Annotated in this window: 27 protein-coding genes; 18 read left to right on the top strand and 9 right to left on the bottom strand. The window is 69.9% G+C overall.

The genetic code is table 11. From position 1 onward, the window contains the following. The first annotated feature begins 171 nt into the window (after window positions 1-171). On the top strand, window positions 172-1509 hold the full coding sequence (locus K338_RS0109590; RefSeq protein WP_022917959.1) for an enolase C-terminal domain-like protein: 1338 nt from the start codon (window positions 172-174) through the stop codon (window positions 1507-1509). A gap of 48 nt (window positions 1510-1557) precedes the next feature. Then, window positions 1558-2247 (top strand): FadR/GntR family transcriptional regulator, encoded by a 690-nt coding sequence (locus tag K338_RS0109585; RefSeq protein WP_022917958.1) that lies wholly within the window; start codon window positions 1558-1560, stop codon window positions 2245-2247. A gap of 24 nt (window positions 2248-2271) precedes the next feature. Here the strand turns inward: K338_RS0109585 and K338_RS26580 are convergent, their stop codons facing one another. Both K338_RS26580 and K338_RS26575 read right to left on the bottom strand, forming a co-directional pair. Next, window positions 2272-2568, bottom strand: coding sequence for a 5-deoxy-glucuronate isomerase (locus K338_RS26580; protein ID WP_245542934.1), 297 nt, complete (start codon window positions 2566-2568; stop codon window positions 2272-2274). Window positions 2569-2573: 5 nt separating this feature from the next. Then, window positions 2574-2846 carry a hypothetical protein gene (locus tag K338_RS26575; RefSeq protein ID WP_051154731.1) on the bottom strand — a complete coding sequence of 91 codons (273 nt, stop codon included), beginning with the start codon at window positions 2844-2846 and terminating at the stop codon, window positions 2574-2576. A gap of 150 nt (window positions 2847-2996) precedes the next feature. Between K338_RS26575 and K338_RS0109575 the strand changes: the two genes are divergently transcribed. From K338_RS0109575 to K338_RS0109560, 4 genes are read left to right on the top strand one after another with little or no spacing between them, the layout of a single operon-like run. Further along, window positions 2997-3710 (top strand): FadR/GntR family transcriptional regulator, encoded by a 714-nt coding sequence (locus K338_RS0109575; RefSeq protein WP_245542933.1) that lies wholly within the window; start codon window positions 2997-2999, stop codon window positions 3708-3710. After that, window positions 3707-5131: an MDR family MFS transporter gene (locus K338_RS0109570; protein ID WP_022917956.1), complete on the top strand. Its 1425-nt coding sequence runs from the start codon at window positions 3707-3709 to the stop codon at window positions 5129-5131. The genes K338_RS0109575 and K338_RS0109570 overlap by 4 nt, the downstream gene beginning before the upstream one ends. Beyond that, the gene (locus tag K338_RS21675) at window positions 5128-5355 is read left to right on the top strand and encodes a GNAT family N-acetyltransferase (protein ID WP_022917955.1); all 228 of its coding nucleotides are present in this window, start codon (window positions 5128-5130) and stop codon (window positions 5353-5355) included. The genes K338_RS0109570 and K338_RS21675 overlap by 4 nt, the downstream gene beginning before the upstream one ends. Window positions 5356-5365: 10 nt before the next feature. Then, a complete protein-coding gene (locus K338_RS0109560; protein ID WP_022917954.1) occupies window positions 5366-6985 on the top strand; it encodes an FAD/NAD(P)-binding protein in 1620 nt (539 codons plus the stop codon). 5 nt (window positions 6986-6990) lie between these two features. On the opposite strand, the gene K338_RS0109555 is transcribed toward K338_RS0109560, so the two are convergent. From K338_RS0109555 to K338_RS21670, 4 genes are all read right to left on the bottom strand, one after another. Continuing rightward, on the bottom strand, window positions 6991-7605 hold the full coding sequence (locus K338_RS0109555; RefSeq protein WP_022917953.1) for a response regulator transcription factor: 615 nt from the start codon (window positions 7603-7605) through the stop codon (window positions 6991-6993). Further along, the gene (locus K338_RS0109550) at window positions 7602-8723 is read right to left on the bottom strand and encodes a sensor histidine kinase (protein ID WP_022917952.1); all 1122 of its coding nucleotides are present in this window, start codon (window positions 8721-8723) and stop codon (window positions 7602-7604) included. The genes K338_RS0109555 and K338_RS0109550 overlap by 4 nt, the downstream gene beginning before the upstream one ends. A 100-nt stretch (window positions 8724-8823) precedes the next feature. Next, the gene (locus tag K338_RS0109545; RefSeq protein ID WP_022917951.1) at window positions 8824-9585 is read right to left on the bottom strand and encodes an ABC transporter permease; all 762 of its coding nucleotides are present in this window, start codon (window positions 9583-9585) and stop codon (window positions 8824-8826) included. Next, on the bottom strand, window positions 9582-10604 hold the full coding sequence (locus K338_RS21670) for an ABC transporter ATP-binding protein (protein WP_084480894.1): 1023 nt from the start codon (window positions 10602-10604) through the stop codon (window positions 9582-9584). The genes K338_RS0109545 and K338_RS21670 overlap by 4 nt, the downstream gene beginning before the upstream one ends. A gap of 162 nt (window positions 10605-10766) precedes the next feature. Between K338_RS21670 and K338_RS24430 the strand changes: the two genes are divergently transcribed. Further along, window positions 10767-11396: a nitroreductase family protein gene (locus tag K338_RS24430; protein ID WP_169579539.1), complete on the top strand. Its 630-nt coding sequence runs from the start codon at window positions 10767-10769 to the stop codon at window positions 11394-11396. 113 nt (window positions 11397-11509) lie between these two features. Here the strand turns inward: K338_RS24430 and K338_RS0109530 are convergent, their stop codons facing one another. Continuing rightward, on the bottom strand, window positions 11510-12418 hold the full coding sequence (locus tag K338_RS0109530) for an HNH endonuclease (RefSeq protein ID WP_022917948.1): 909 nt from the start codon (window positions 12416-12418) through the stop codon (window positions 11510-11512). Window positions 12419-12458: 40 nt separating this feature from the next. Next, window positions 12459-13235: a FadR/GntR family transcriptional regulator gene (locus K338_RS21660; protein WP_022917947.1), complete on the bottom strand. Its 777-nt coding sequence runs from the start codon at window positions 13233-13235 to the stop codon at window positions 12459-12461. 144 nt (window positions 13236-13379) lie between these two features. Here K338_RS21660 and K338_RS0109520 point away from each other — a divergent pair, with 144 nt between their 5' ends. The 11 genes from K338_RS0109520 to K338_RS0109470 all read left to right on the top strand — a co-directional run bounded on the left by K338_RS0109520 (window position 13380) and on the right by K338_RS0109470 (window position 22595). After that, entirely contained in the window at window positions 13380-14771 is a 1392-nt protein-coding gene (locus K338_RS0109520; protein ID WP_022917946.1) for an ABC transporter substrate-binding protein, read from the top strand. Then, complete coding sequence (locus tag K338_RS0109515) at window positions 14771-15733, top strand: carbohydrate ABC transporter permease (RefSeq protein ID WP_022917945.1); 963 nt, start codon at window positions 14771-14773, stop codon at window positions 15731-15733. The genes K338_RS0109520 and K338_RS0109515 overlap by 1 nt, the downstream gene beginning before the upstream one ends. After that, on the top strand, window positions 15730-16569 hold the full coding sequence (locus K338_RS0109510) for a carbohydrate ABC transporter permease (RefSeq protein ID WP_022917944.1): 840 nt from the start codon (window positions 15730-15732) through the stop codon (window positions 16567-16569). The genes K338_RS0109515 and K338_RS0109510 overlap by 4 nt, the downstream gene beginning before the upstream one ends. 36 nt (window positions 16570-16605) lie before the next feature. Further along, complete coding sequence (locus tag K338_RS0109505) at window positions 16606-17724, top strand: Gfo/Idh/MocA family protein (RefSeq protein ID WP_022917943.1); 1119 nt, start codon at window positions 16606-16608, stop codon at window positions 17722-17724. A gap of 51 nt (window positions 17725-17775) precedes the next feature. Next, window positions 17776-18720 carry a dihydrodipicolinate synthase family protein gene (locus K338_RS0109500; protein ID WP_027286652.1) on the top strand — a complete coding sequence of 315 codons (945 nt, stop codon included), beginning with the start codon at window positions 17776-17778 and terminating at the stop codon, window positions 18718-18720. Window positions 18721-18733: 13 nt separating this feature from the next. After that, entirely contained in the window at window positions 18734-19681 is a 948-nt protein-coding gene (locus K338_RS0109495; protein WP_051154746.1) for an ROK family protein, read from the top strand. Next, window positions 19681-20364, top strand: coding sequence for an N-acetylmannosamine-6-phosphate 2-epimerase (locus tag K338_RS0109490; protein WP_022917940.1), 684 nt, complete (start codon window positions 19681-19683; stop codon window positions 20362-20364). The genes K338_RS0109495 and K338_RS0109490 overlap by 1 nt, the downstream gene beginning before the upstream one ends. A 69-nt stretch (window positions 20365-20433) precedes the next feature. Continuing rightward, window positions 20434-21273, top strand: coding sequence for an AraC family transcriptional regulator (locus K338_RS0109485; RefSeq protein ID WP_084480836.1), 840 nt, complete (start codon window positions 20434-20436; stop codon window positions 21271-21273). A gap of 67 nt (window positions 21274-21340) precedes the next feature. Next, on the top strand, window positions 21341-21925 hold the full coding sequence (locus K338_RS0109480) for a dihydrofolate reductase family protein (RefSeq protein WP_022917938.1): 585 nt from the start codon (window positions 21341-21343) through the stop codon (window positions 21923-21925). 53 nt (window positions 21926-21978) lie between these two features. Next, a complete protein-coding gene (locus K338_RS0109475) occupies window positions 21979-22209 on the top strand; it encodes an antitoxin (RefSeq protein ID WP_022917937.1) in 231 nt (76 codons plus the stop codon). Further along, window positions 22206-22595 (top strand): TA system VapC family ribonuclease toxin, encoded by a 390-nt coding sequence (locus K338_RS0109470; RefSeq protein ID WP_022917936.1) that lies wholly within the window; start codon window positions 22206-22208, stop codon window positions 22593-22595. Before K338_RS0109475 ends, K338_RS0109470 begins: the two co-directional genes overlap by 4 nt. Before the next feature lie 19 nt (window positions 22596-22614). On the opposite strand, the gene K338_RS0109465 is transcribed toward K338_RS0109470, so the two are convergent. Beyond that, complete coding sequence (locus K338_RS0109465; RefSeq protein ID WP_022917935.1) at window positions 22615-25050, bottom strand: leucine--tRNA ligase; 2436 nt, start codon at window positions 25048-25050, stop codon at window positions 22615-22617. Window positions 25051-25059 lie beyond the last annotated feature (9 nt).

Genomic DNA, 25059 nt, shown 5'->3' with positions numbered 1-25059 from the left:
CGGATTCGCCCGTCAAGTAATCAGATCTACTCGGCGCGAGCTCGCGCTGGCGCGCCGCAGAACCGTTTGGAACCGCGACAATTCCCTGAACAACGCAAGGATCGCCGTCGACGACTTCCTGGCCACGGCAGGAAAAGTATGATGACTTGGATGCTCAGTGATGGAGGATGCATGCAGATCACCGATGTGGACGTCACGGACGTCCGTTTTCCCACCTCTGTGACCAAGGACGGTTCGGATGCGATGAACAAGGACGGCGACTACTCCGCCGTCTACGTCACGCTGCACACCAGTGGCACCGCCGGCGCCGGGTCCGGCAACAGCGCCGAGGGGAGGCTGACCGGATACGGCCTCACGTTCACCATCGGTCGCGGCAACGACGTCGTGGCGCTCGCCGCTGAGCAGATCGCCGCGCGGCTGGTCGGGGTGGACGTCGCGGCCATGGCCGCCGACATGGGTGGCACCTACCGTCGCCTGACCGACGACTCCCAGATGCGCTGGCTCGGTCCGGAGAAGGGAGCTGTGCACCTTGCGCTGGCCGCGGTGATGAACGCAGCCTGGGACCTGGCCGGGCGCTTCGTGGGCAAGCCGGTCTGGCGGATGCTCGCGGACATGACCCCCGAGGAGCTCGTCGACGTCGCCGACATGCGCTACCTCGCCGATGCTCTCACCCCGGACCAAGCGGTGCAGATGCTGCGCGCCCAGGAGGCGGGCAAGGCCGCGCGGATCGCCCAGCTGGAGGCGACCGGTTACCCGTGCTACACCACTGCTGCCGGCTGGCTCGGCTACTCCGACGAGAAGATGCTGCGGATCATCGGTGAGCAGGCCGAGCTGGGGTTCGGGCACGTGAAGCTCAAGGTCGGCGGAAACCTCGAGGACGACCTGCGGCGCTGCGCACTGGCACGGGAAGCGATCGGCCCTGAAGGCACGTTGATGATCGACGCGAACCAGGTGTGGGACGTGCCGACGGCGATCGACTGGATCACCCAGCTCGAACCGTTCGGGCTGCACTGGGTGGAGGAGCCGACCAGCCCGGACGACATCCTCGGCCACCGTGCCATCAAGGAGGGGATCGCGCCGGTCAAGGTGGCCACTGGTGAGCACTGCCACAACCGGGTGATGTTCAAGCAGTTCCTCGCGGCCGGGGCCATGGACTTCTGCCAGCTCGACGCCGGCCGGCTGGCCAGCCTGAACGAGATCGTCGCTGTGCTGCTGCTGGCCGCCCGGTTCGACGTGCCGGTCTGCCCGCACGCCGGTGGGGTGGGGCTGTGCGAGATGGTGCAGCACGCCTCGATGCTGGACTTCGTCGCCATCTCCGGCACCCGCGAGGGGCGACTGACTGAGTACGTGGACCACCTGCACGAGCACTTTGCGCACCCGGTGCGGGTGGCTGGTGGGGCCTACCAGGTGACCGGAGAGCCGGGGTACAACACCGAGATGCTGCCGGCCTCGGTCGCGGAGTTCCGGTTCCCGGACGGTCCGTACTGGTCGGGTCGACACGTCGGCTGAGCAGGCCGCTGCGTGCACCCGCCAGGGGCAGCAGGAGGTGAGGACGACATGAGCGACTCGCTCACCGACCGGGTGATCGACGGCATCCGGGCGATGATCCTCAGCGGACGGCTGGGTCCGGGAGACCAGCTGCCGGTGGAGGCTGACCTCGCCGCGGAGCTTGCCGTCTCCCGTGGGCCGCTGCGCGAGGGGGTCCGGGCGCTGTGCCAGCTCGGGGTGCTGACCAGCCGGCGCGGTGCGGGCACCTACGTCACCGGGCTGACGATGGCCGGCCTGCTCGAACCGCTGCAGCAGGTGGCCGACCTGCAGCGCGAGGCCAGCACCGCTCAGCTGCACCAGGTACGCCGCGTGCTCGAGGCCGAGGCAGCGGCCCTGGCGGCCATGCAGGTGCTGGCCGGCGCCTCCGCAGACGCGCTGCAGCAGAGCCTGGACGACGCCCGCACCATCCTGCGAGAAGACCCAGGTGACCATGAGGGTCTGCTGGCGGCGGACCTGGCGCTCCATCGCGGGGTGGCAGCACTGGCCGGCAACCCGGTGCTGGCCGGCTTCATCGACGTGCTTGCGGGACAGACGGCACGCTCCCGGCTGTGGCGGGCGCGGGTGGATGCCGGCGTGGCAGAGCGGTCAGTCGCCGAGCATGCCGCCGTGCTCGCCGCGATCAGCGACGGCGACCCGGAACGGGCCCGGCTACGGATGTCGGTGCACCTGCTGGAGCAGGAGGACTTCCTCGGCCCGTGACCGTTCCGGGCGCGGCGGCAGGCCTCAGCGCATCTCGGCGACCGGAAAGGTGTCCATGTCGTCGAAGGACTGGTTTTCCCCGGCCATCGCCCACACGAAGCTGTAGGCGGAGGTGCCCACCCCGGAGTGCACCGACCAGCTCGGCGAGATGATCGCCTCCTGGTTCGCCACCACCAGGTGCCGGGTCTCGTCCGGCTTGCCGGGGATGTGCAGCACCCGGGCGTCCTCGGGCAGGTCGAAGTACAGGTAGCACTCGGTGCGGCGGTCGTGGGTGTGGGCAGGCATCGTGTTCCACATGCTGCCGGTGTGCAGGGTGGTCACGCCCATCACCACCTGGCAGGACCGCACCCCGTCCTCACGTTCACGATGCCTGCTTCGCGATGCTCGAAGAAGTACTCCGAACGGACCTCCGGGTACGTCGGCATCGTGACCGGCTCGGCCGCAGGCGTGATACCGGCCAGCACTACCCGGTCCTCGTGGGCGTAGGAAGCCTGCACCGTTCCGGCCTGGAACAGGCCCGGCACCAGGTAGCGCTCGCGCAGCTCGGTGGTGTCCATGCCGGGGATCTGGTCGGGGTTGGTAGCGTGTCGAAGCCCCACGAGGAGGCTCTCCTTATGGACGTCGGTTCCTGCCTCATCAATGATCGCACCTTTTGATGGGTGTGGATCTAGCATGGAGCCGTGGACGGGTCGTGGGCGGCGACCGCGTCGCCCGAACGATCAGGCCTGGGAGGGTCATTGGCAGCACCGGTGCTTCACAGCGACATCCTGAACACGCTGGGCGCAGAGATTGCCGGAGGTGACCTCGCGGCCGGGGACGTGCTGACCTTGGCAGAGCTCGCAGAGCGGTTCAACGTCTCCCGCACGGTCGTGCGGGAGGTGATGCGGATCCTCGAGACGCTCGGGATGGTGCGAGCCAAGCGAAGGGTCGGCCTCACTGTGCAGCCCGCCGGGTCCTGGTCGGTGCTCGACCCGCAGGTGATCGCCTGGCGGCTGGCTGGTGCGGGCCGTGCGGAACAGCTCCGCTCGTTGACCCAGCTTCGAGTGGCGCTGGAGCCCACAGCGGCACGGTTGGCGGCGTCCACAGGCCAGCACGCTTGTCCCGAGCTGGTGCAGCTCGCGGCGCGGATGCGTCAGCTTGGGGAACAGGGCCTCGGGGACACCCCTGAGTACCTCGCCATCGATGTGCGGTTCCACACGCTGCTGCTCACCAGCGGTGGGAACGAGATGTTCGCCGCACTCGCGGGCTCGGTGGCGGAGGTGCTGACCGGCCGGACCAAGCTCGGACTGACCCCCGCGCACCCCGCGCACACCGCTGTGGAGAACCACGAGGAGCTCGCCCGAGCGATCGAGGTGGGCGACCCGGTGCGCGCCGAGGCGCACGCCCGGGCAGTGCTGGACACTGTGTGGGCAGAGGTCGACTACGCCAGCCAGGTGGAGCGTGGCAGGAGCACACCGGAGTGACCGCGACCGGCGGGGTGGGGCTGCGTTCCGAGCGCGGGCCGGTGCTGCTCTCGCTGATGCTCGCCACCGCGTTGGTGGCCCTGGACGCCACCATCCTGGCCACGGCCGCCACGACGATCGCCCGCGAGTTCGACGCGTTCGTGCAGGTGCCGTGGCTGTTCTCCGCCTACACCCTCGCCCAGGCGGTCACCGTGCCGGTCTACGGGCGGCTCGCGGACGTGTTCGGCCGGAAGCGACTGATGCTGCTCGGGGTGGGACTCTTCCTCGCCGGGTCGGTGCTCTGCGCGGTCGCGCCGTCGATGACTGCGCTGATCCTCTTCCGCGTGGTGCAGGGTCTCGGAGCCGGGGCGATCATGCCGATGTCGATGACCATCGCCAGCGACATCTACACCGTGGCCGAGCGGGCGAAGGCGCAGGGCTACCTGGCCAGCGTGTGGGCGATCTCCTCGGTGGCCGGACCGACGCTGGGCGGGGTGTTCGCCCAGTTCGTCAGCTGGCGGTGGATCTTCTGGATCAACGTGCCGCTCGCGCTGCTGGCCGCGGTCATGCTCTGGCGCCGGTTCATCGAGCCGGACCACGAGGGCCAGCGCGAGCCGGTGGACCTTCTCGGCGCCACGCTGCTCACCGGCGGCAGCACGCTGCTGGTGCTCGGCCTGCTGCAGGCCGGCACCTGGGGCTGGGCGGATGCACGCACCCTCGGGGTGCTCGTGGGTGGGGTGCTGCTGCTGGTCCTGTTCGTCATCCGGTCGAACCGGGTCCAGTACCCGATCCTGCGCCTGGAGGTGCTGCGGCGGCGACTTATCGCCACCACCACCATCGCCGCGTTCATGGTCGGGGTGATCGTGCTGGGGCTGTCCACCTACGTGCCGATCTACGCCCAGGGGGTGCTCGGCGCCGAACCGCTGGTGGCCGGGTTCGCCCTGGCGGCGTTGAGCGTGGGCTGGCCGCTGACTGCCACGTGGTCCGGTCAGGTGTACCTGCGGGTGGGGTTCCGCCGCACCGCCCAGCTCGGCGCTGCGCTGGTGCTCGTGGGCTCCGCGCTCGCCCTGCTGCTCGGGGAGAGCACCTCGATCTGGCAGGTGGCCCTCACCTGCTTCGTCATCGGAGCCGGGATGGGCCTGACCACCTCACCCTCGCTGATCGCCGCGCAGACGAGCGTGCCGTGGACGGAGCGCGGTGCGGTCACCGGCACGAACGTCTTCTCCCGGTCGCTCGGTTCGGCGGTGGGCGTGGCCGCCTACGGCGGCGTGGTGAACGCAGTGGCGACCGTCGGCCCGGACGGGATGCCGGTCGGGGCGGGGCTGGCGCACGGTGTGCACCTGGTGTTCTGGTGCTCTCTGGGGGTGGCCGGGCTGCTCGCCGTTGCGGTGACCCTGATGCCGAGGGACAGCAGGTCGCTGTGGCAGACTCCGAGTGCATGAGTGGGCCCCCGCAGCACACGGTGATCGAGCAGCCTGGTCGCTACCAGATCCTCATCGACGGGCTGGCGGTCGGGTTCACCGAGTACCACGACGAAGGGGACCGGCGGACGTTCCCGCACACGGTCATCGACGAGGACCAGCGCGGGCAGGGCTTGGCGAGCGCGCTCATCCGTGCTGCACTGGACGCCACCCGCGCTGCCCACGGCAGTCCGCGCAGGGCGTAGGTTGGGGCGGGTGACCGAGCAGCCCAGCACGCTTGCCATCGTCGGCGGGGGACCGCGCGCCGTCTACGCCCTGGAGGCGCTGGCCCGCCGTGCCGCAGACCGCCGCCTGCCGGTCCGGATCGACGTGTACGAGCCGCGCCCACAGCTGGGCACCGGGATGGCCTACGCCCCCGACCAGCCGGCCTGGGTGAGCCTGAACATCCCGGACCACGCGTTGCATGCCGGCCGGGTGCACACCGGTGCCGCACTGGTGGACTCCCCGCTGGTCGGCCCGTTCGCGGCCGAACCGGTGCTGGCTGACCGCCCGGACCACTATCCGCCGCGGGCCGCCGCCGGGCGGTACCTGACCGACCTGGCCGAACGCGCCATCGATGCCCTGGCACCCAGCACGGTCCGCCACCTGCGCCACCGGGTACGTCGGGTGGAACCGACAGGCCCGGGTACGGGTGCAGGTCTGCAGGTGCACACCAGCGAGGGGGCCACCGGCTACGACGCGGTGCTGCTGGTCACCGGGCACGCCGACGCCTGGCCCGGGCTGGACCTGCCCGCCGGCATCCCAGCGCTGCGGGTGTTCCCGGTGGCCGACCTGGTCGCCACCGCCGAACGCCGGCGGCCCGGCCACGTGCAGGTCCGCGGCGCGCACCTGAGCGCCATCGACGCAGTCCTCGCGCTCACCCAGGGCCTGGGCGGACGGTTCGTGCCGGCCGCCGCCGCACCGCACGACCCCGACCCGCTGCACTACCACCCCGGCGAGATCGACCCACGGCTCACCCTGACCAGCCGCACCGGCCGGCTGATGCACGCCAAGACGGACGCCGCGGTGCTGCGCCGCTACCGCAGCGAGGAGGCCGCCGCCCCGTTCCTGCCCGAGATCAGCACGACGGCGGAGCTCCCCGTGCTCCTGGACCGGATCGCTGCTGCGATCCTCACCCAGGCGAGGCGGACGTGGCAGCCGAGTTGCGCCGTCATCGGCCCGGAGCAGATCCACCCGGTCTGGACCACCCTGACCGGACCGGAGCAGGGCGACCCGGGGGCCGTGCTGCGGTTGAGCCTGGCCCACGCCAGGGGCACCGCGGTGCCGGACGAGACCTGGGCGCTGGGCCAGGCGTGGCGGCACGCCTACGCTGCCCTGGTCGAGCGGCAACGCACCGTGGCCGAGCAGGTCTGCCGCGATGGTGCTGCGGCCGGGCCGCCGCTGGGCTGGCCCGACTACCCGCACCTGGTCACTGGTCTGGACCGGCTCGCGTTCGGGCCGCCGCCGGGGAACGTGGCCAAGCTTCTCGCCCTGGTCGACTCCGGCCGACTGCAGCTGCGCCGTACGACCGACCCGCCCGAGGAACCACCTGACCTGGTCGTCGACGCGGTGAGCGCCCCGCCCGGGCTGCCCCGCGGGGACGAGCTGTGGGAGCAGCTGCTCGCCGACGGGTTGGTGCAGGTGGGGCCGACCGGTCGCGGCATCCTCACCGATGCCGCCGGTGCCTGCCTGGGCGCGGACGGCTCTGCCAACGGGCTCGCTGCTGTCGGCCGGATGACCGAGGACCACGTGATCGGCACCGACACACTCCTGCGCAGCATGCACCCGGAGCTGGAGCTGTGGGCCGACCGTCTGCTCGCCCACCCCCGTCCCTAGGGTTGTCAGAGCCAGCCGTTGCGCTCGGCGACCTGGGCTGCCTCCACCCGGTTGGTGGTGCCGGTCTTCCCGATCGCCGAGGACAGGTAGTTGCGCACCGTGCCGGCGGACAGGTGCACCCGCTCGGCCACGACGGCGACCGACCGACCGTCCAGGCACTGGCGCAGCACCTCGCGCTCGCGGTCGGTGAGCGGGTTCGGCCCACCGGCCAGCGACTCGGTCGCCAGCGCCGGATCAACCACCCGGCGCCCCGCGTGCACGCTGCGGATCGCCTCCGCCAGCTCCTCGGCGGGCGTGTCCTTGACCACGAACCCGCTTGCGCCCACCTCCAACGCCCTGCGCAGATAGCCGGGCCGGCCGAAGGTGGTGACGATGAGCGAGCGCACCTCGGGCAGCTCGGCGGCGAGCTGGGCGGCTGCGTCGATCCCGTCCATCCCGGGCATCTCGATGTCCAGCAGGCACACCTGCGCGTTGCTGGACCGGGCGGCCTGGAGCACCTGGTCGCCGGAGCCGACCTCGGCCACCACGTCCAGGTCCACCTCCAGGCGCAGCAAGGCGGACAACGCGCCGCGGACCAGGGCCTGGTCGTCGGCCAGCAGCACGCGGATCTTCTCGGTCACCAGTGCACCTCCAACCGGGTGCCGCCGCCCTCGGCGGCGGTGATGGACAGCGTGCCACCTGCGCCGCGGACGCGTTCGGCCACCCCGGTGAGGCCGGTACCACTGCGCCGGCCCCAGCTGAGCCCTCCGGACGGTGACGTCGCTGCATGACCCGGCCCTACGCCGTCATCGATGACCACGAGCGAGGCGCTGCCGAGCTGCACCGTGCAGCGGGAGGCCCGGGAGTGGCGGACCACATTGGTGACCGCCTCGCGCAGCACCCAGCCGAGCACCAGCCGGTGCCGCGGGTCCACCACGTCCACCTCGTCCGGCACCTCGGCCTCGATCCCAGCGTCCCGCAGCGCGGCGCCGGCGTGCTCCAGCTCGTCGCCGAGGCGCGCCACCCGAAGGCCCGCGACCGTGGCGCGGATCTCCGCCAGCGACTCCCGGGTCATCGACCGGATCTGCGCCAGCTCCGCCTTCGCCGCCTCCGGGTCGGCGTCCACGAGCCGCTCGGCCAGCTCGGACTTCACCGTGATCACGGTGAGACTGTGCCCGAGCACATCGTGCACGTCCCGCGCGACCCGCTCCCGCTCGGCGACCAGGTTCAGCTCCTGCGCCACGGCCATGTGCCGGTCCTGGCGGTCGTCGATCCACCGGATCAGGGCGGTGACCACACCGACTCCGACCGGGATGATCAGGAACACCGGCCGGGCGGCCAGCATGTCGGTCAGCAGCAGGACCACCAGCGTGAGCGCCAGCCATCCGACGGCCATCCAGAGCGCCCGGCGCAGCGGCTGGGAGAACATCCCGAACGCGACCAGGTAGGCCATCAACCCGAGTGCGTCCACGCCGATGATGAGTCCGAGGGCGAGCGTGAGCAGCACCATCGCGGCCAGCAGCAGCCACCGCTCCTGCTGACTGCCTCTGGCCCGGTTGAGCCGCACGAACCCGTATACGTACACGGCGCCGAACGCGGCGAGCAGCGCGCTCGCCGTGATCTTCAGGCCGAGGGTGCGGTCGGAGGTGAGGATGGCGGCCAACGGAAAGGCCAGGAACAGCAGCCAGATCCCGCCCATCAGCCAGCCGAAGCGGTCCCATGGTGAGGGCGCAGCGGTCGGGGTGGCGTCGTCGGTCATGGCGATGCTCCGATCGTACGGGAGGCGGGCGCGGCCGGGGCGTACCCCCGCGCCGGTGCGGCTGGTGCCCCTGAACGGGGCACCAGCCGCATCCACCGGGCTACTGACGGGAGCGGCCACGGCGCACCAGCAGGAACGCGGTGACGGCGAAGATGATGGTCCAGACCACCAGGTTCAGCACCGGGATCCACAGGCCGTTGCCCTCCACCGGCGGTCCCGTCGTGCTGATCATCATGCCCTCGGTGAGCGGGTACCGGGCCAGTGCCACCAGTCCGTACAGCGGGGTGAACTGTGCCACCGTGAGCATCGTGCCGGACAGCGGGAAGAAGATGTTGCCGAGGAAGGCGAAGATCACCAGCGAACCGCTCGCGGCACCGACCGCCGCCTCGGACCGGAACAGCAGCCCGGCGAGCAGGCCGTACAGGGAGAACACGGCGGCCCCGAGCACCACCACCAGGGCCGAGATCAGCCACGCGGTGCCACTGCCCTGGGAACCGGTGAAGTAGCCGAGCACGTAGATCAAGGTGATCGGGATGAGTGCGATCACGAACGCGACCCCGGCCTTCACCGCCACGTACTGGGCGTCCGACATCGGGGTCAGGCCCAGCTGTCGGCCCCAGCCCTGCATCCGTTCGACGGCGGCCATCCCGCCTACGCCGACGGTCGCGGTGACGGCGCCGAAGGCGGCCATCGAGATCATCGTGTACATGGCGGCGTTCCCGTTGCCGACCGGAGCGTCGGACCAGGACATCGCGGCACCGAAGACGATGTACATGAAGGCCGGCAGTACGGCGACGAAGAACATCGAGATGTAGTCGCGGCCGACCCGGCGCAGCTCGATTCCGGTGTAGGTGAGGTTCATCGGAGCGTTCCTTCCGGCTCAGTGGTGGACGTGGTGGCTGCGGCCGCAGTGGGGGCGGTGGCCTGGCCGTTGGTGTGACCGTGCGCGGCGGCCGGTGCACCGCCGGAGGTGAGGGCGACGAACGCCTGGTCCAGGGAGCCGGAGCTGACCTCCAGCTCGGTGCCGCCCAGCTCGGTGAGCAGGGCCAGGGCGATCGCGTCGGAGTCGGTGGCGTGCACCTGCACCCGGCCGGACTCGACGGTGACGCTGTGCACACCGGGCCGGCTGCGCAGCTGGGCCAGCGTCGCCTCGAGGGCGGACCCGTCCACGCGGGCGGAGACGGTGCGGCCGGAGGCGCGGGCGCGGATCTCGGTGGTGGTGCCGTCGGCGACGATCTGCCCGGCGGCCATCATCACGATCCGCTGGGCGAACGCGTCCGCCTCCTCCAGGTAGTGCGTGGCGAAGATGACGGTGCGGCCGCTGTCCGCGTCGGCGCGCATCGTGTCCCAGAACTCCCGGCGGGCGGTCACGTCCATCCCGGCGGTGGGTTCGTCCAGGATGAGCAGGTCGGGATCGGGCAGCAGCGCGAGGGCGAACCGCAGCCGCTGCTGCTCCCCGCCGGAGCACTTGGACACCTTGCGTCCGGCGAGACTGGTGATGCCAGCCTTCTCGAGCACCTCGTCCACCGGCCGCGGGTCCGGGAACGTGGAGGCGATCATCTGCACGGTCTCCCGGACGGAGAGGTCGCGGAGCAGCCCGCCGCTCTGCAGCACCGCCGAGACCCGCCCGGCGCGGACCGCCTGCCGGGGCCGTTGGCCGTGCACGCTGACGGTGCCCGTAGTCGGCTCGGTGAGGCCGAGGACCATGTCCAAGGCAGTCGTCTTCCCGGCACCGTTCGGGCCGAGGAAGGCCATGATCTGCCCGCTCGGCACCTCGAGGTCGATGTTGTCGACGGCGACCACGGGCCCGTCGGCAGTGCGGAACTGTTTCGTCACGCCGACCAGCTGGACAGCTGGCGCGGTGGTTGCTGATGTGCTCATGGCCACCAGACTGCCGATCACCAGGGGTGGCGCGCGATGGTGCGCCGTCATGAATGGCACATGACAGGTGTCATCTCCGCACTGGTGCGTGCGTCATCTGCGCAGGTCACAGCGCCGCACGGACGTGCCGGCTGGCTGCCGGGCGGTGCCCAGACTTGGCCGATGCCTGAACGCGAGCCCGCTCCGGCGACAGTGGCGCTACCACCGGGCGCGCCCACAGCGCTGACCCCGCTGCTGACCGGGCGCCGCTCGGTCAAGGAGCTCACCGGCGACGTCCTGGACCTGGAGGAGGTGGCAGGGCTGCTCCGGCATGCGGCCGGCGTGGACGGCGCCGGGCACCCTACCTACGCCTCCGCCCGGTCGGCGCACCTGGTGTCGGTCACTCTCGTGGCCGGTGCGGTGGCCGGTCTGCACCCGGGGTCGTACCAGTACCAGGCCAGTCGGCACCTGCTGCGCACCGAGGCACTCGGCGACCAGCGCCCGGCGCTGGCCGCCGCGACCGTGGATGCGCACTGGGTCTCTGGAGCGCCCGCAGTCCTCGTGCTCACTGCCGACATCCGGGCGGCCGATGCCCGGTTCGCTGAGCTCGGCCCCGGCCAGGGTGACCGGTTCGCCTGGTTGGAGGCCGGGCTGATCACCCAGAACGCCTATCTCTGGGCTGCCGCGGTGGGCCTGGGCGTCGCGTTCATCGGCGGGCTGGACCGGGCCGCGTGCGCGCGCGAGGCGGGGTCGGTGCTGCCTGCCGGGCACACGGTGCTCGGCCTGCTCCCGGTGGGAAACCCGGCGTACTAGTGCGCACGTGAACTCCTCACCGCCGCTCCCGCGCCCACCCACCCACCTATCGCGAGCGCTCTGGTTTGCGGCGGGGATGCGCTTACCCAGCGCAAACCAGAGCGTTCGGGACCTCAGGCGCGCTGGCGGAACTGCTCGAAGCGCCAGGCGAGGCGCTCCCGGCTGGGGGCGTCCCCGCGGCGCGCGGGTAGATGCAGCGACCGCCCGTGCATCTCCTGCAGGCCGTGGCGCAGCATCGGCCCGTCGGTCTCGGCGAGCAGGTCCAGGGCGATCTGCACCCGGTAGTCCGGGCTGATGCCGAGCATGTTCTGGTCATAGGCACTGTGGTGGATCTTGCACAGCGAGAGCCCGTTGTCCACGGTGGGAGCACCGTCCAGACCGTCCGCTGCGCCGGCGTGGGAGTCGGGGACGATGTGCGCGGCATCCAGCAGCGACCCGTGGTGCAGCCGGCACACCGCGCACCGGGTGGTATAGGCGTGGATCACCCGGGTGCGGAACGCCGGCTGGTGCAGCCGCTGCTTGGCCAGCCGGCGGGCGTAGGCACGCTGCGGTTCGCCGAGGTCACGCAGATCGCCGAAGTACCGGAACGCCTCGTCGAAGGCAATCACGAACGCCCGCTCCTCCGGGTAGTCCTCCACGACGTACACCGGGGCCACCGGGGTGTAGATGTTCGGCTGCTCCTTGCGGAAGAACAGCAGCGGCGCACCGGTGGTCATCGCTTCGCGGAGCTTGCGGTTGTCCCCGCCGAAGGGGTCCCCGGACCGGTAGGCGTAGTGCAGGAACCCGTCCTCGGACTCCACATCGTCATAAGGGCCGTGTGCGGAGCTGACGATGGACAACGTCGCGGAGAACGCCGCCGGGTTGCGGATCCCGCGGGAGAAGTCGATGAGCGGCAGCCGCTCGCCACCGTGACGGAAGCCGAGCAGCTCCTCGCGGTGCAGGAACCCGCCGTTCGCCTCGGCACGCTCGAGCACCCAGCCGATGATCAGCTCACGCAGCGTGCGCTCGGAGACGGGGTCCACGCCCAGAGCTCACCAGGTGTGCAGAGACTTTGCAAGCAGGTCAGGTGTGCGCAGTCTCCTCGGTTCCGACCTGCGCAGCAGATCGGTGTCCCTCAGAGAGGGTGCGTTCCACCGCCCGCTGAAGAGGCCGGTAGTGCGCCAGCACGGCTTCTCGGTAGCTGCCGACGTCGCCAGCCTGTACCGCCTCCAGCATCTGGCCGTGCGCACGAGCTGTCTCGACGATGTCTGCGCCCGGAGCCACCCCCAGGTGGGGCTGCAGGTCCGTGTGGATCGTCCAGAATGCGCCGACGAGCTCGCTGATCAGGGTGTTGTCGACCTTCTCCAGCAGCAGCTGGTGGAACGCCCGGTCCTCATCGATGAACAGCTCACCCTGAGCGGCCTTGGCGGTCATCGCATCGACGAGAGCGGCCAGATCGTCGTCCTGGGTGCCGGTGTACTCCGCCACGAGCCGATCGGCCATCGCAAGGTCGAGAGCGATGCGCACCTCCAGGACCTCCCGGAGCGTGCGGAGGTCCTGGTCGGCGTCCGATCGAGCGCGGAAGATCAGCCCGTTCACGAGCGGGGCCAGGCTCAGGCCGCCGACGAAGGTTCCATGACCGTGCCGCACCTCGATGATGTCCAAGCTGGCCAAGGTGCGGATCGCCTCACGCACCGACGACCGCGAGATGCCGAGCCGCTCGCACAGAGAGGTCTCAGTCGGCATGGGGTCCCCGGGCCGGAGCCCTTCGGCAAGGATCAGATCCTTGATCGCCTCGGTCGCGGACCAGGCCGACTTACGAGTGCTGGTCGTTCCGATCGTGCTCGTCGATGGTCTCATCAGGATGGCCCTCCACAGTTGCGCGGCCAGTCTAGGTTGATCGGACGTCCGATATCGCCAAGACGAATCTCTTGACGACCGCGCTGACTCATGCCAGTCTACCCAGACAACGGACATCAGACATCGGACACAGAGGAGGTCTCGATGCATGGCACCGGCCCGGGGCGGTGGCCCACGTCTGCTGCCAGCGCGCGGCCCACGAGACGCCAGTTCGCTGCCCTGGCTGCGGCGTCTGTCGCTGGCAGCGTGACTGCTTGCGGCTCGGACACGCGCAGCCCCAACACGCCCGACGGTGTGCTCAGCGGGGACCTGCTCGTGTGGACCAGTTTCACTCAGGGCCCCCGCGCTGAGTGGATGCAGCAGATGGCCCGGGCGTTCGAGTCGGCGCACCCCGACGTACGCGTGACGATCGAGACGTTCTCCTGGCCTGACTTCTACACCAAGTGGACGATGGGTCTGGCCGCGGGACAGGTGCCCGACCTCTCCAGCGCGTTGCCGACGCACGTTGCCGAGCTGCTCGATGTGGACGCCCTGGTCCCGCTGGATGATGTGATCGACCAGATTGGTCGGGACCGCTTCGCAGCGGCCGCCCTGGCCGAAGGTGAGATGGGCGGAGCGAACTATTCGATGCCGCTGTACACGCATGCTCAGGTCATGTGGTACCGGACCGACCTGCTGGACCAGGCAGGTTTGGAGGTGCCCTCGACGTGGGAGGAGCTGCGGCACGCGGCGGAGGTGCTCACCACGGACGACGTCTACGGACTCTCTGTGCCGATGGGGTCCGGCGACATGATGGCGACCAGGTTCCTGAACTACTACGTGCAGTCCGCCGGGGACCGCCTCCTCAACGATGACGGATCGGCCAACCTGACCTCCCAGGCTGTGCTGGACGGGATCGCCTACTGGGTGGACATGTACCACACCGTGTCACCGGAGGGGTCGATCAACTATGACGTGCTGCAGCAAGCGACCTTGTACTACGAGGGCAAGACGGCGTTCGACTTCAACTCCGGTTTCCAGATCTCCGGTGTGCAGCAGAGCAGTCCGGAGCTGGTGGAGTACGTCGCAGCTGCCCCCTTGCCAAGGCTGAACGACAATGACTCGCTGTACGGCGGCGAGACCTCGAACACTCCGATGATCGTCTGGGAGGCCTCCGACATGCAGGAGGAGGCCAAGGCATTCCTGCGCTCCCTCTATCAGACCGAGGAGTACATCGAGTTCCTGCACTCGGTGCCAGGGGGGATGTTGCCGGCGCTCTCGGACATCTCCGACGATCCGGGGTACCTCGATGACCCGGTGCTCGAACAGTTCGCTGACACAGTCGAGGTGATCGACGAGGCAGTGCCGCTCGGCACGGCGATCGGCATGGAGAACGGTCCCACGGTCCAGGCCAGCATCCTCACCAGTCAAGGCATCGTGGAGCGCCTCTTTCAAGACATCGTCCTCACCGGGACGCCGGTCCCAGAAGCTGCGCAGGCCGCTGAGGAGCAGCTGAACTCACTGTTCGAGATGGCCGGCGTGGAGATGGAGCACTGATGTCCAGCATCACGGTCAACCGTCCGCCTGCTCCGACTGACCCGTCACCACGGCGACGAACGGTCACCGGCCTGTGGCGGAGGCTGGCACGCGCAGACAAGGTCGGCGTGGCGTTCGTGCTGCCGAGCATGGTCGCCGTCATCGGCCTGCTCATCTATCCGGTCCTCTCCAGCGTCTACTACAGCCTGACCGACCAGAACCTGCTCCGCCGCGACCATGAGATCGTCTGGCTGGACAACTTCAGGACGCTGATCACCAACGCGGACTTCTGGTCGGCGTTTGGAACGTCGATCCGGTGGACGGCGGGGTCGATCGCGGGCCAGCTCCTGCTCGGGCTGCTGCTGGCCCTGTGCCTGGACAAGGTGCGACGGTTCTCCGGACTCTACCGGGTGCTCCTGATTGTCCCGTGGGCCTTCCCGCCGATCATCATCGGGTTTGGCTGGCAGTGGATCCTGGACGACGTCTACGGCTTCCTGCCCAACCTGCTCACCGCTCTCGGGATCACTACGGAGAATGTGAGTCCGCTGGCCGACCCGGCCACGGTGTTCTGGGCGGTGCTCGGCATCAACATCTGGTTCGGCGCTCCGTTGTTCATGGTGAACATCCTCGCCGCGCTGAAGACGATTCCGAAGGAACAGTTCGAGGCGGCCCTCATGGATGGGGCTAACGCCTGGCAGCAGTTCTCCTTCATCACCCTGCGGCACATCCGCAACGTGATCGGTCTCCTGGTGATCCTCCGCATCATCTGGGTCTTCAACAACTTCGAGCTGCTGTTTCTTCTCACCGGCGGAGGGCCAGGCAACTTGACGACGACGCTCCCCATCTTCGCTTATCGCACCGGCTGGGGCCTCCATCAGCTGGGGATGGCGTCGGCGATCACCGTCCTGCTGCTGGTGTTCCTCCTGCTCATGGCGCGCATCGCGTTCGCCGCCCTCAACTACTGGGAGCGTGAAGACTCATGAGGTCGCTCATCCCGGGAAGGGTCGCCGCCTCCACGGCCCGGCACCTGTTCCTGATCGCGGTCGCAGTCGCGTTCGTGTTTCCGCTGGTATGGATTGTGATCTCGTCCTTCACACCCAGCGCCGAGCTGACCAGCGATCCGCTCGGAGTGCTTCCTGACTCGGCCACGCTCGAGCACTACCGCACTGTGATCACCGAGCTGGGCTTTCTCACGAACCTGCGCAACAGTGTCCTCATCTCCCTGGCCTCGACGGCGATCACGATCGTGCTGGCAACTCTCGCAGCGCATGGAGTGGTGCGGTTCTTCCCCCGGGTCGGCCGACGCCTCACCCGCATCTTGATCGCGACCTACATGTTTCCGCCGATCCTGCTCGCCGTGCCCTACGCGACGATCATGATCAAGCTGAACCTGGTGAACACCTACACCAGCCTCATCCTGGCGTATCTGTCCTTCACCCTCCCGTATGCAATCTGGATGCTGGTGGGCTTCTACCAGACCGTTCCACTCGAGATCGAGGAGAGCGCTGCGGTCGACGGCGCCGGGAAGCTGCGCATCTTTGCCAGGATCAGCACACCGATCGTCGCACCGGGAATTGCCGCGACTGCGGTCTATACATTCATCAACTGCTTCAACGAGTTCCTCTATGCGCTGCTCTTCATCAGCTCGACGGAGAAGATGCCCGTCGCGGTGGCCCTGTACTCGATCACCGGAGCCGAGGTGCTCGACTGGGGAGCCATGATGGCCGCTTCCGCCCTCGTCGTCGTGCCTTCGGTGCTGTTCTTCATGTCGATCCAGAAATACATCGCCGGTGGGCTCACCGAAGGCGCCGGCAAATAGCTCGTCTTGTTACACCACCCAGCGAAGTGAGAGTTCATGATCAAGTACGGAATCGTCGGTGCCGGATACTTCGGTGCAGAGATCGGGCGCGTCCTGCAGGAGCGGAACGATGCCACAGTGACCACGCTCTACGACCCGGAGAACGCTGCCCGGGTGGCTGCGGAGCTCGGTGCGGCGGTCGCTGGTTCGGCCGCGGAGGTGGCGGCCTCTGCGCAGGTCGACGCCGTGGTGGTCGCCTCGCCCAACTGGGCGCACCAGGATGGTGTTCTTGCTGCTGCCCATGCCGGCAAACCGGTGTTCTGCGAGAAACCCATTGCTCTGAGCTATACGGACTGCGTGGCGATGCTCCGAGCGGCGGAGGAGGCCGGTGTGCTCTTCATGGCCGGTCACGTGATGAACTTCATGGCCGGTGTCCGGGAGGCGAAGCGGCTCATCGCATCGGGAGAGATCGGAGACGTGCTCGTCGTCCGTGCGGTGCGCAACGGCTGGGAGGACGTGCAGGAGAGCGTCAGCTGGAAGAAGAAGCGGTCGCTCTCGGGTGGTCATCTGTATCACCACATCCACGAGCTCGACTTCGTGCAGTCCGTGCTGGGGCCGGCGACCAGCGTGTTCATGACCGGTGGCAACGTGGCCCACTCGGGCCCGCAGTTCGGCGACGAAGACGACATGTTGTTCCTGTCGCTGCAGTTCGACGGATCGAAGTTTGCCACCTTGGAGTACGGCTCTGCCTTCCGGTGGCCGGAGCACTATGTGCTCATCCAGGGGACCGAAGGAGCCCTTCGTATCGACCTCCAGGATGCTGGCGTCGAACTACGTACTGCCGAGGGCTCGCGGCGTTTCCTGCTGCATCGCACCGAGGCGGAGGATGCCGATCGGACGGCGATCTACCGAGGCAGCAGCACCGACGGCGCGGTTCAGTACGGCAACCCGGATCGTCGCCCGCCGTTGTGGCTACGGGGCATCATCGAGGAGGAGATGGGCTACTTCCACGGTCTGATGCGCGGTGGACGCCCGGAGGCCGAGTTCGCAGGTCTGACCGATGGCAGCGCAGCAGCAGCCTCGATCGCAACCGCTGATGCGCTGACACGTTCACTGCGAGAAGGCCGGCGGGTCGACGTCTCGGAGATCACCGGTGCCGCCGCCCTGCCCGGCTGAACAGATACCGCTGCACCTGCCCTCGCTCGACCCCCAGGAAGAAGAATGTCGATGACCGCCGCCACCCCCGCCCCTGCCGACGTCCAGGGGGTCATCCCGCCGCTGCTCACCCCGCTGACCGCCGACGGCCGGCTCGATGTGCCCAGCCTGGAGCGACTCATCGAGCACCACCTGGCCGGCGGGGTCGACGGCCTGTTCGTGCTCGGCTCCAGCGGTGAGGTGGCGTTCTTCGAGGACGAGATGCGCGAGCAGGTGCTCGCCCAGGCGGTGCGCCTGGTGGCTGGCCGGGTGCCGGTGCTCGCCGGCATCATCGACACCCAGACCCGTCGGGTGCTCGCGCACCTGCGCCGGGCGGAGCAGATCGGCGTGGCCGGGGTGGTGGCCACCGCCCCGTTCTACGCCATCACCGGACCGGAGGAGATCGAGAACCACTTCCGCGCCATCGCCGCAGCCACCGACCTGCCGGTGTTCGCCTACGACCTGCCGGTGTGCGTGCACACCAAGCTGGACCCGGCGCTGCTGGTGCGCCTCGGTAGCGAAGGTGTGCTCACCGGGGTGAAGGACTCCTCCGGGGACGATGTCGGATTCCGGCGGCTGGTGATGATGAACGAGGCCGCCGGGGCGCCGCTGACCCTGCTCACCGGGCACGAGACGGTCGTGGACGGTGCGTACCTGGCGGGCGGGCACGGGTCCGTGCCCGGGTTGGGCAACGTGGACCCGGGCGGCTTCGTGCGCCTGGACCGGGCCGCCCGCGCGGGAGACTATGCCACGGTGCGCACCGAGCAGGAGCGGCTGGCGGCACTGTTCGAGATCGTCTTCGCCCCGGTGGGCAAGACCGGTCCCGCCGCCGGCGTGGGTGCGTTCAAGACCGCGCTGTACCTCATGGGTATCGTCGACACCAACACGATGAGCGCACCGATGACCGCGCTCGAAGGAGAGAACGTGGAACGTGTCCGGGCCGTGCTCACCGGCCTCGGGGTCGAGCTGGTGCGATGACCGGACCACACCGATGATCCAGACTGTGCCGGCGGCCCAGCCCGCGCCGGTGCTCGCCGCCGACCTCGGCGGCACGAAGATCAGCGCCGGCCTGGTGGACGGTGCCGGGCGGGTGCACGCCCGGCGCACGGTGCCCACCGGGGCGATGGCCGGTCCGGTCGCTGTGGTCGCCACGCTGGTCGAGGTGCTCACCGTGGTGCGCGAGGATGCTGCCGCCCAGGCGCTGGCCCCGGCTGCGGTGGGCATCGGCACCGCCGGTGTGGTGGACTCGGGCACCGGCCGGATCGTCTCGGCCACCGATGCGATCCCCGGTTGGGCCGGCACCGAGCTGGGCACCAGCGTGGCAGCGGCGCTCGACCTGCCCACCCGGGTGCTCAACGACGTGCACGCGCACGCGCTCGGTGAGGACACGTTCGGCGCCGGGGCGGGGGCTTCCTCGCTGCTGCTGGTGGCGGTCGGCACCGGCATCGGCGGCGCCCTGGTGCAGGGCGGCGCTGTGCTCACCGGCACCCGCGGGGTGGCCGGGCACGTCGGCCATGTGCCGGTGCCGGAGGCCGATGGGGTGCCGTGCACCTGCGGACGCACCGGTCATGTGGAGGGACTGGCCTCCGGCCCGGGGACGCTGGCCGCCTACCGGCGTGCCGGCGGGCGGGCCGGCGACACCCGCGAGGTCGTGGCCCGGGCAGAGGGCGGTGAGGAGCTCGCTGCCACAGTGCTGCGCACGTGCGCGCTGGCCATCGGCCGGATGGTCGGCGGCCTGCTGAACGTCCTGGACCCGGAGGTGGTGGTGCTCACCGGAGGGATGGCCGGGTCGGGCAGGTCGTGGTGGCAGGGGGTGCACGACGGCGTTGCTCACGAGGCGATCGACCTCGTCGCGGGCACGGAGGTGCTTCCCGCCACGGCCGGGGATGCCGCGCTGCTCGGTGCCGCACAGTTCGTGAACACACGGGAGGAACCCTGATGACCCACCCGATGCTCGAGCCGCTGCGTGGCGGGCTGATCGTCTCCTGCCAGGCCTATCCCGGGGAGCCGATGCGGCACCCGGAGACGATGGCGCAGGTCGCCGCATCGGCGGTGGCCGGGGGAGCGGTGGCAGTGCGCGCCCAGGGGCTGGCGGACATCTCCCTGGTCGCTGACCGGGTCGACGTCCCGGTGATCGGCATCTGGAAGGACGGCCAGACGGGTGTCTTCATCACCCCGACGCTGGCGCACTGCCGCGCAGTGCTGGCCGCCGGGGCGGACATCCTCGCCCTGGACGGCACCCAGCGGGATCGCCCGGACGGTCTCACTCTCGCCGAGACCGTCCACCGGGTGCGTGCGGAGAGCGACGTCCCGGTCATGGCCGACTGCGACAGCCTGGAGTCCGCACTCGCCGCCGCCGAGGCCGGGGTGGACATCGTCGGCACCACTCTCGCCGGGTACACGCCCACCCGGCCGGCGACCGACGGTCCCGACCTGGAGCTGCTCGCCGAGATCGTCCAGGCCCTGCCAGAGGTGCCGGTCGTGGCCGAAGGTCGCATCCACACACCCGCCCAGGCCCGGGCAGCAGCCCAGGCCGGGGCGTACGCCGTAGTGGTCGGCACCGCGATCACCCACCCGACCACGATCACCGGCTGGTTCGATGCCGCCGTGCGCCGCGCCTGACCGGACCCGCACACCTGCCGGGTTGCGGCGATGCCCCGCGACCGGCGCGGTGTCGGCGATACTGTGCGGATGCAGTACGTGTCCAGGGTGCCGCGGCTGCCGCTGAGGGCGCTGATCGACGACCTCTACTACCTGGAGGGTGCGCCGCCGTACGCCCGGCTGGTGCTGCCGCCGATGCCGGGCGCGCTGCTCATCGTCAACCTCGGCCAGCCGTTCCGTCTCCGCAGCGGCAGCGACCCCGAACCAGCCGAGTACGCCGACGGGTGCGTGGTCACCGTCCCCACCCGAGCGTTGGAGTTCGGCTATCCACCCCGGACCCGGTCCGTCGGCGTGCACGTCAAGCCATGGGGCCTGGCACCCTTCCTGCCGGTGCCCGCGGCCGAGCTGCGGGACTGGCCGGTGACCCTCGAGCAGGTGTGGGGCCGGGCCGCCACCACTGAGCTGCGGGACCGGCTGGCCACCGCCGACAGTCCGCACGAGATGCTGGTGCTGCTCGAGCACGAGCTGGTGCGGCGACTCTCCGCGGCGCCAGGACTGGGGCTGGTCCGGCAGACGAGCAGCGTGCTCGCGACCACCCGAGGAGCGGTGCCGATCGGTGACCTGACCGCGGCGACCGGTGTCAGCAGCACCCACCTGGCGCACCGGTTCAAGCAGCTCATCGGTGTCCCGCCGAAACGGCTGGCGCGTACCTACCGGTTCGCCGCCACGGTGTTCTCGATCGATCCCGCCGGCCCGGTCGACTGGGCCCGGACCGCCTATGAGGCCGGCTACTTCGACCAGGCTCACTTCGGCCACGACTTCCGCGCATTCACCGGGTACACGCCGACCCGATACGTGCAGATCCGGCGGCAGTTCCTGCGCGAGCACCCCGGTCACGTGCTGGACAGCTGGCCGCTGCCAGCCGCTTGATTTCTTACAAGAGCACCGGCCCACCCGTGACTAGCTTAGGGGAAAATCCGCAGCAGAAGGAGACCCCGTGGGCAAGGTGATCATGTACAGCGTGGTGTCGGTGGACGGTTTCATCGCCGACGAGAACGACCACCCCGGCCCGTTGTTCGACTGGTACGGCAACGGAGACGTTCCACTGGACGCCAGCGGTGAGATCAACGTGTCCCGGACGTCCTACGACTACATCCGGCCGTACTGGGACCAGATCGGGGTGACCATCGTCGGGCGGCACGTCTTCGACCTGACCAACGGCTGGGACGGGACGCCCCCGGGCGGTGTCGACCACGTGGTCGTCGTGACGCACCGGCCGGCCCCCGAGAGCTGGCCAGCGGAGGCTCCTTACCACTTCGTCGACAGTGTCGAGGCAGCGATGACCAGAGCACAGGAGCTCGCCGGTGACCGTGTGGTCGAGGTCGCCGCCGGCGATGTCGGTGGTCAGCTGCTCGCCGCAGGGCTGGTCGACGAGGTGCGAATGGACGTCGTCCCCGTCGTGCTCGGTGCGGGCAAGCGCTACTTCGGGTCGGTCGACACGCAGCACCTGCTGGACGGTCCGGACGAGGTGGTCCAGGGGAACCGGGTGCTGCACCTGCGCTACCAGGTGCGGCGTGGATAGAGCATCGTTGCTCCGAGCAGCTGCATCAGATCTGAATCAGCTATGATGCAGAGATGAGGACGACTGTCAACCTCCCGCCGGCGGTGCACCGTCGCGCGCAGGAGATCGCCGCCCGCCGTGGTCAGCCGCTGTCCACCGTGCTGGCCGATCTGACGATCCGTGGGCTGGCGCAGCTGGATGAGCCGGTCGATCTCGCCGTGGATGAGCGGACCGGGCTGCCGGTGCTCTCGATCGGACGGCGCGTCACCACTGCCGAGGTGGCAGAGATCCTGGACGACGAGTGACCTTCCTGCTCGACGCGAACGTGCTCATCGCCCTCACCGTCGCTGAGCACGAGCACCACGACCGTGCGGCTGGGTGGCTCCGCGGGATCGAGCGGTTCGCGCTGTGCCCGATCGTGGAGGGCGCGCTGGTGCGGTTCGTGGTGCGGATCGGGGAGCGTGCCCGCACCGCACGCCTCATGCTCGAGCAGATTGCCGCCCACCCGCGGTGTGAGTTCTGGGCCGACGACCTGTCCTACCGGGACGTGGACGTCGACGGACTGCAGGGGCACCGGCAGGTGACGGACACCTACCTGGTAGCGCTCGCGGCGGGACAGGGCGCCCACCTGGCCACGTTCGACCGCGCCCTCGCCCGGTCCCACCCGACCACGACCCTCCTGGTGCGCTGAGCCGCTGAACGGCCGACCCTCAGGGCACCACGTTCACCAGGTGTGGTGCACGCACGACCACCCGCCGCGGCTCGGCGCCGGCCAGCCGGCGCCGCACAGCATCCAGCCGCAACGCCTGCCGGCGCAGCTCCTGCTCGTCCACGTCCGCCGGCACGCGCAGGTGCCCGCGCACCTTCCCAGCCACCTGCACCACGGCCTCCACCTCCTCGGCGACCAGCAGCGCCCGGTCCACCTCCGGCCAGCGCGCGCGGGCCACCGACGGTTCGTGGCCCAGCGCTGCCCACATCTCCTCCGCGGTGTACGGCGCGAACAGGCTGAGCATGACCGCCACCCCCTCGGCCAGCTCACGCACTGCCAGCTCGCCGGCGCCCGGCCCGCCATCGATCGCCTTCTTGCCGACCGAGACGAGCTCCATCAGCCGCGCCACCACTACGTTCAGCCGTCGCATCTCCATCAGCTCGGTGATCTCGGCGATGGTGCGATGAGTGCTGCGCCGCACCTCCACCGCTTCCGCGGAAGCGCCGAAGCCGCCCGAAGCCCCAGAGGCTCCGGCCGCCCCCACGTCCCGGGCCAGCCGCAGCGCCCGCGCCTGGAACCGGTGCATCGCCTCCGGGTGCACGTCCGCCCAGTCCAGGTCGTCGGCCGGCGGGCCGGAGAAGATGATCGCCAACCGCACCGCGTCCACGCCGTAGGTGTCCAGCTGCTCGGCCAGGTCCACCCCGTTGCCCAGCGACTTGCTCATCGCCGCACCCCGGTTGATCACCTGGCCCTGGTTCAGCAGCGCCGCGAACGGCTCGTCGGTCTCCAGCCAGCCGGCGTCGCGGAGCACCTTGGTGACGAACCGGGAGTAGAGCAGGTGCAGGTTCGCGTGCTCCACGCCACCGACGTAGGTGTCCGCCGGCATCCAGTCGCGGGCATCGGCCGGGTCGAACGGCACGTCCGTGCGCCCGGGGGAGAGGTAGCGCAAGAAGTACCAGGAGGAGTCCACGAACGTGTCCATCGTGTCCGTGTCCCGCTGGGCCGGTCCGCCACAGGCCGGACAGCTCACCGTCAGCCAGTCCTTCGCGCCCGCCAACGGCGAGACCCCCTCCGGCACCAGCTGCTCCCCGCGCAGGTCCGGCAGCTGCACCGGCAGGTCCGCCTCCGGTACCGGGACCACCCCGCACCGCGGGCAGTGCACCATCGGGATCGGCGCGCCCCAGAACCGCTGCCGGGAGACCAGCCAGTCCCGGAGCCGATAGCTGCGCGCACGCTCGCCGGCACCGGCGGTCAGCAGCTGCTGCACCATCTCGTCCGGCTCCGGCCAGTCCGGCTCCGCACCGGGCAGGACAGCCAGCCCGGCAGGTGCCTGCGGGATGCCCATCGCCGCGGCGAACGCCGCATCCCGTTCGTCACCAGCGGGCACGCCCATCACTGCGCCGGTGCCGTACCCGGCGAGCACGTAGTCGGCCGCCCACACTGGGATCGGCTCACCGGTGAGCGGGTGGCGCACGCTGGTCCCCAACGGCACCCCGGTCTTGGTCTGCCCGACGGCGGAGCGTTCGATCTCCGTACGCGTCGCCACCTGCTCGCGGTACTCGGCCAGCGCAGCGCGCGCCCCCGGCGCGCACCAGTCCCACGCGGTGGCGCTCTCCGGCGCCACGGCCAGGAACGTCACCCCGGCCAGGGTCTCCGGCCTGGTGGTGAACACCTCCAGGTGAGCCGACCTGCCCGGGTGAGCTCCGCCGTCGTCCGCGAACCGGATCTGCACCCCTTCGCTGCGTCCGATCCAGTTGCGCTGCATCGCCAGGATGCGTTCCGGCCACCGTCCCTCCAGCTGCGCCATGTCGTCCAGCAACCGGTCCGCGTAGTCGGTGATCCGGACGAACCACTGGGTGAGCTCTCGGCGCACCACCTCGGAGCCGCAGCGTTCGCACCGGCCGGCGAGCACCTGCTCGTTGGCCAGCACAGTGGCGTCCTGCGGGCACCAGTTCACCCAGCCTGCACCGCGGTAGGCCAGGCCGCGCTCATACAGCTGCAGGAACAGCCACTGCGTCCACCGGTAGTACTCCGCCTCATGGGTGTGCAGCCGGCGGGAGAAGTCGAAGCTCACCGCGTAGCGGCGGATCGAGGCCGCCTGGGTGGCGATGTTCGTCTCGGTGTAGGTGGCCGGGTGCTCCCCGCGGGCGATGGCGGCATTCTCCGCGGGCAGGCCGAAGGAGTCCCAGCCGATCGGGTTCAGCACCCGGTGTCCGCGCAACCGCCAGTACCGGGCGAGCGCGTCCTCGATCGCGAACACCTCGGCATGACCCATGTGCAGGTCGCCGCTCGGGTACGGGAACATCGTGAGCAGGTAGCGCGCGTCCGCGCCTGGCTCGAGCCTTCCGGGCGGCACGGTCCACGGGTCCAGCGCATCCCACACGCGCTGCCAGTGCTCTTCGCGCTCGCGGGAGATCGGTGGGTCGACGGCAGTCATCGCAAATCC

The organism is Ruania albidiflava DSM 18029, assembly GCF_000421225.1.
Classification (GTDB): domain Bacteria; phylum Actinomycetota; class Actinomycetes; order Actinomycetales; family Beutenbergiaceae; genus Ruania; species Ruania albidiflava.
The sequence above is the reverse complement of the archived record's forward strand: the minus strand, read 5'-3'. Positions and strand labels throughout refer to the sequence as shown.